The 5,259-nt window shown below is 50.7% G+C and carries 8 protein-coding genes and 1 tRNA gene; 7 read left to right on the top strand and 2 right to left on the bottom strand.

What is annotated here, in order from left to right:
* Positions 1-63 precede the first annotated feature (63 nt).
* From VFK44_11085 to tsaD, 6 genes are all read left to right on the top strand, one after another.
* Positions 64-139, top strand: a tRNA-Asp gene (locus VFK44_11085).
* A gap of 91 nt (positions 140-230) precedes the next feature.
* Positions 231-1,202: a thiamine-phosphate kinase gene (gene thiL, locus VFK44_11080; protein HET7628912.1), complete on the top strand. Its 972-nt coding sequence runs from the start codon at positions 231-233 to the stop codon at positions 1,200-1,202.
* Positions 1,203-1,207: 5 nt separating this feature from the next.
* Positions 1,208-1,681, top strand: coding sequence for a tRNA (adenosine(37)-N6)-threonylcarbamoyltransferase complex ATPase subunit type 1 TsaE (gene tsaE / locus VFK44_11075; GenBank protein ID HET7628911.1), 474 nt, complete (start codon positions 1,208-1,210; stop codon positions 1,679-1,681).
* The gene (gene tsaB, locus VFK44_11070) at positions 1,662-2,369 is read left to right on the top strand and encodes a tRNA (adenosine(37)-N6)-threonylcarbamoyltransferase complex dimerization subunit type 1 TsaB (GenBank protein HET7628910.1); all 708 of its coding nucleotides are present in this window, start codon (positions 1,662-1,664) and stop codon (positions 2,367-2,369) included. The genes tsaE and tsaB overlap by 20 nt, the downstream gene beginning before the upstream one ends.
* The gene (rimI, locus tag VFK44_11065) at positions 2,362-2,817 is read left to right on the top strand and encodes a ribosomal protein S18-alanine N-acetyltransferase (GenBank protein ID HET7628909.1); all 456 of its coding nucleotides are present in this window, start codon (positions 2,362-2,364) and stop codon (positions 2,815-2,817) included. The genes tsaB and rimI overlap by 8 nt, the downstream gene beginning before the upstream one ends.
* Positions 2,811-3,821: a tRNA (adenosine(37)-N6)-threonylcarbamoyltransferase complex transferase subunit TsaD gene (gene tsaD, locus VFK44_11060; protein ID HET7628908.1), complete on the top strand. Its 1,011-nt coding sequence runs from the start codon at positions 2,811-2,813 to the stop codon at positions 3,819-3,821. Before rimI ends, tsaD begins: the two co-directional genes overlap by 7 nt.
* Positions 3,822-4,127: 306 nt before the next feature.
* On the opposite strand, the gene VFK44_11055 is transcribed toward tsaD, so the two are convergent.
* Together VFK44_11055 and VFK44_11050 are read right to left on the bottom strand one after the other, a co-directional pair.
* Positions 4,128-4,319, bottom strand: coding sequence for a hypothetical protein (locus VFK44_11055; GenBank protein HET7628907.1), 192 nt, complete (start codon positions 4,317-4,319; stop codon positions 4,128-4,130).
* A 555-nt stretch (positions 4,320-4,874) separates the two neighbouring features.
* Positions 4,875-5,102: a transposase gene (locus tag VFK44_11050; protein ID HET7628906.1), complete on the bottom strand. Its 228-nt coding sequence runs from the start codon at positions 5,100-5,102 to the stop codon at positions 4,875-4,877.
* Between VFK44_11050 and VFK44_11045 the strand changes: the two genes are divergently transcribed.
* Positions 5,061-5,259 (top strand): transposase (locus VFK44_11045; protein HET7628905.1); only part of this gene is annotated, 199 nt, incomplete at its 3' end. The two genes, VFK44_11050 and VFK44_11045, sit on opposite strands and share 42 nt — an antisense overlap.

Here is a 5,259-nt window from a genome sequence, read left to right as displayed (position 1 = left end):
CAGTTTAGCATCGGAGCGAAACGTGCCTCTCACCTCGCACTTCTCACCTCTCACATCTAAACTGGACCCGTGGTGTAGTGGTTAACATGCCTGCCTGTCACGCAGGAGATCGCCGGTTCAAATCCGGTCGGGTCCGCCATTGCAAGAATTTTTTCGGACAATCCGCTATAATAGAGGTAGAGCCTTAGGATGATATCCTAAGGATTTTTTAGGTTGGGATGATGGTTTATATGGATGATGAATTCGCTTGGATTCGGAAGATCACGCCGGTTCAGACGAGTCAGCCATCGCTCGTTGTCGGGATCGGTGACGACGCTGCTTTGTACGCAGGCGACAGCGCGTTTGAAGAAGTGGTTACGATGGACACAATGGTGGAAGACGTTCATTTTACAAGGACGACGATGACTGCTTACGATGTGGGCTATAAGGCGTTGGCGGTCAACTTAAGCGATCTTGCGGCCATGGGAGCTGTGCCAATGTATGCGTTGGCATCCGTCGCCGTTCCTGATCATTGGCGGGACGAGCTTGAAGAAGTGTATCGAGGCTTTCAGTCGTTGGCGGACCGCTATGGCGTCGATCTCATTGGCGGCGACACCGTGACTTCCAAGGGCGGGTTCGTTATCACGGTTACGGCGATCGGCCGTGTCCCAAAAGACCGGCACTTGTTAAGAAGTGAAGCTCGGCCTGGGGATAAGGTTTTTGTCACCGGTCCGCTTGGCGGGAGTGCTGCGGGACTCGAGCTGTTGCTTGAACATGGACGGGAATATGATGATGCGGCTTCCTGGGAACCTTTGATTGCCGCACATCAACGACCGGAACCGTGCATCACTGAAGGGATGGTAATCGCGGCGTCCGGGTTCCGCGCGGCGTTGAACGACATCAGCGACGGCATCGCAAGCGAAGCGGCTGAAATTGCCGCTGCCAGCGGGGTGAGAATCACGCTTGATTATGAGCGAATCCCGCGGCCGCAAATGCTCAGGAATTTTGCAGTCCCCCAACAAGAACGATGGATTCTGCATGGCGGGGAAGACTTTCAACTGCTCGGTACGGCGGCTCCGGAGACGATCGAAAAGCTGCAGCAAGATATTGCGCTGACGATCATCGGAACGGTCGATGAAGGTCCGGCGAATGTTTGGTTAGTTCGGGATGGCGAGACGCGTATGCTTGAAGAAAAAGGCTACAATCATTTTGAAAACAGGTGATCCGTTTGCACGGTTATGAAACGAACACGCATTCAGAGAACGAAACCTTCCGGCTGGGCGAAAGGTTGGCGAAACGGCTCAAACCTGGAGACTTGATTACGTTGAGCGGGGATCTTGGCGCAGGGAAAACGACGTTTACGAAAGGGCTCGCTGCCGGTCTCGGGATCAATCGTACCGTGAACAGCCCAACTTTTACGATCATTAAAGAATATGAGGGGCGGTTGCCGCTTTATCATATGGACGTTTATCGCTTGGAAGACGGGGATGAAGATCTCGGATTCGAAGAATATTTTGACGGGGACGGGGTAACGGTCGTCGAATGGGCGGAACGGATTGCGGACTGGCTTCCCGAAGAGCGGCTCGAAGTCTCGATCGAACATGCTTCAGGCGAAGACGAAAGACGCATCGCGATGATCCCTGCCGGACCCCGGTACGATGCTTTGTGCAAGGAGTTGAACGATGAAAACTTTGGCGATTGACACATCGAATCAGACGATGGGTGTTGCGCTGGCGGACAATGGTGTCGTCTTGGGCGAGATCGTCACCCATTTGAAAAAAAATCATTCGGTCCGGTTGATGCCGGCCGTGGATACGGTTTTAAAAGAAACCGGGGTGATGCCTGCGCAGCTCGAGCGTATCGCTGTTGCTGAAGGTCCGGGTTCTTATACGGGCGTGCGGATCGGCGTAACTGTCGCGAAAACGTTCGCATGGGCACTCGGGATTCCGCTTGTCGGCGTGTCGAGCCTTGAGGTGCTCGCTCAAAACGGGCAACGGTTTGGCGGGTATGTGTCGCCCTTGTTTGATGCGCGGCGGGGGCAAGTGTATACCGGCTTGTATGCAAACGAAAACGGTCGGTTCGGTAATGTAAAATTGGATCGGATCACGCTGTTGTCCGATTGGTTGGACTTGCTGGAATCGGAGCGTGAACCCGTGTTGTTCGTCGGACACGATCTGGCGAAACACGCCGAAGAGATCGCGGACCGCCTCGGTTCGCTCGCCGTCTTCGCTCGGTCCGGAGAGCAAGCGCCGCGCCCAGGTGAACTCGCCATACTTGGGGAACAACGGGCGGCTGAAGAATCGGCACACCGGTTCGTACCGGAATACCGGCAGTTGGCCGAGGCGGAGTCGAAATGGCTGGCAGCGCAGGAGCAAAAGAAACATGGATAAGCAAGACAATGTTCAATTCCGCTATATGAACGTGGACGACATTGACGCGGTCATGAAAGTAGAGAAGGCATCGTTTACGATGCCGTGGAGCGATTCGGCTTTTTATAATGAATTAACAAATAATCGTTTTGCAACCTATATTCTGGCGCAGGATGCCGATTGCGTGATCGGCTATTGCGGGGTTTGGGTGATTGTTGACGAATCGCATGTCACCAACATTGCCATTCTCCCGGAATACCGGGGCAAGCAAATCGGAGAATCATTGCTGCGAACGGCGATGCACTATGCAAGGATGAAAGGGGCGCGTAAAATGTCGCTGGAAGTGCGCGTCTCCAATGAATCGGCGCAGCGCTTGTACCGAAAACTCGGCTTTCAGCCGGGCGGGATTCGGAAAAACTATTACACGGACAATTACGAGGATGCTTTAGTCATGTGGGTGAAATTATGAAGGACATCAAAGTGCTCGGCATCGAAACGAGCTGCGACGAAACCGCCGCGGCCGTCGTTCGGAACGGGCGGGAAATTTTATCAAATGTCGTGGCTTCGCAGGTGGAAAGCCATAAGAGGTTCGGCGGTGTCGTCCCTGAAGTGGCTTCCCGCCATCATGTCGAGCAGATCACGTGGATCATCGAGGACGCGATGAAAGAAGCCGAGGTCGGATTTTCCGATCTCGATGCGATTGCGGTTACCCAAGGTCCGGGCCTTGTCGGCGCCCTCTTGATCGGGGTGAATGCAGCGAAGGCGCTCGCGTATGCTCACCAACTGCCGCTCGTGCCGGTCCACCATATCGCCGGCCATATATACGCCAACCGTTTGGTGACTGAATTTCGTTTTCCGTTGTTGGCGCTTGTCGTTTCCGGCGGCCATACGGAACTGATTTTGATGCGGGAACATTGGGCATTTGAACGGCTTGGGGAAACACGTGACGATGCGGCAGGTGAAGCTTACGACAAAGTCGCGCGCACACTCGGCCTTCCCTATCCGGGAGGTCCGCATATCGACCGTTTGGCCGGGGAAAGTCGGCAACCGTTGGAATTTCCGCGCGCATGGCTGGAACCGGATTCCTATGATTTCAGTTTCAGCGGCTTGAAATCGGCCGTCATCAACAAACTGCATAATGCCAAGCAGCGCGGAGAGACGCTGGCGGTTGAAGATGTCGCCGCCGGTTTTCAGGAGAGTGTCATCGAGGTTTTGGCGGTGAAAACGTTGCGTGCAGCGCAGGCTTTCAATGTGCGGCAAGTTCTCGTTGCCGGCGGCGTGGCCGCCAACAAAGGTTTACGGACTCGGTTGGAAGAGGCGTTTCACGCACAACCTGCTGAACTGGTGATTCCACCGATTCGATTGTGCACGGACAATGCGGCGATGATCGCGGCGGCTGGAACTGTCGCATTTGAAAAAGGCGTTCGTGCCGATCTTCGGCTGAATGCCAAACCGGGGCTGGAATTCAAATAAATCGTAATAATAGGTTTAGACTTTTCCTGAAAAGGGAAAAGTCTATTTTTGTGCATGTGGAGAAATGTTATCCACATCGCTTTGGATAATGTGGAAAAACGGGTTGAACCTTGCTATGACGGATTTACACTTTGTTAACAAAAAATGTGGATAAATGACGAAATTTCTGTGGAAAATGGGGACAATTCGACAAAAACCGCTAAAAAAGCGGTCAAATCTGTTGATAAACCTGTGAATAGTGTGTATAGTTTAATTATGGAAATGACTGTTAGTGACTTCGAAAAATAAAGCTGACGGTCGATACCGTCAGCTTAAATCAATGTCATTTGTCATTTGCCGCGCATTAATTTCCGCATATACTTTATCCGGATCAGAAGCATCATTCGCGCCCTTTTCAAAATCTACATGATACCCCTTCCGCTTCGAGACGAGATCAATGATTAAGGCGGTGCAGATCAAACCGCCCAACAAGATGACAGGGATCAGCCATAAATACATAGTTTCAAGTCCCTTCAACTAAGGTATACTAAATTGTACCATTTATTTCCTGATTTTCAAACAAGGAAGCCGTTTCCAGGAATCCACAAGCGCTCCACTTGCTGTTAGCGGGTAGAGATAGATCTGAATGATTGGAGAAGATTCACCTGAAAAAAGGTGTGATTTATGGCATATTTTTCTGCATTTGTTCCGGTTTTATCATTTACAGGATTCATGCAGCTGACCCAAAGTTTGTCTTTCGAATAAAACAAAACTTCATAGTGAACGGTAACCTCATATGAATGATCACTTTTTCTCGATTGCCAATAAACATCGGGTTCTTGATCATAGTTGGACTTTGGGATTTCATAGAAATTACGAATTTCGTTTGCTTGTTTTTCGGAAAGCGCACTGACCGACTGACCTTTTTGAATTTGCTCAAGCGGACGTGACGAAAACAATGAACGGCAAAGTGACATTCAGTCTCGATAAAGTTGGATTTCATTATAAAATCAAAAAAGTTGAGATTCACCCGTATGTTGAGGCTGAGTGCTGTCGCAACAAAAAGAAGGTGTCCTAAAAGCGGCACCTTCTTTCTAAATCTAACGAACATTTGACTCCCTTATTACATTTGTAATGTCGTCCATTCTTCCATGAGCGCTTCGGCTTTCTTGCGGTCGGCGAAATGATCATTTTTGGAGATTGATGCCCTCTGGACTTTAACTTATCAAAAAACTGTGTCCACCCTTCTTTCGATTCACCGTGATTGACATTCAGACCGACCCCTCTTGTTTTTTTACACAATTATATGGACTCTATTTCCTCGTGGGCTATGGTGTCAACGACCAAGGATACCGCGAGATTCTTGGGCTGAAAGTCGGTGACAGTGAAAGCGAGCATACCTGGAACGACTATTTCAGTTGGTTGAAAGCAAGAGGGCTGCACGGGTTAGATGTGATCG

The organism is Bacillales bacterium, assembly GCA_035700025.1.
Lineage (GTDB): Bacteria > Bacillota > Bacilli > Bacillales > DASSOY01 > DASSOY01.
Note: the sequence above shows the minus strand (reverse complement) of the source record. Positions and strands in the feature narration are given on the sequence as shown.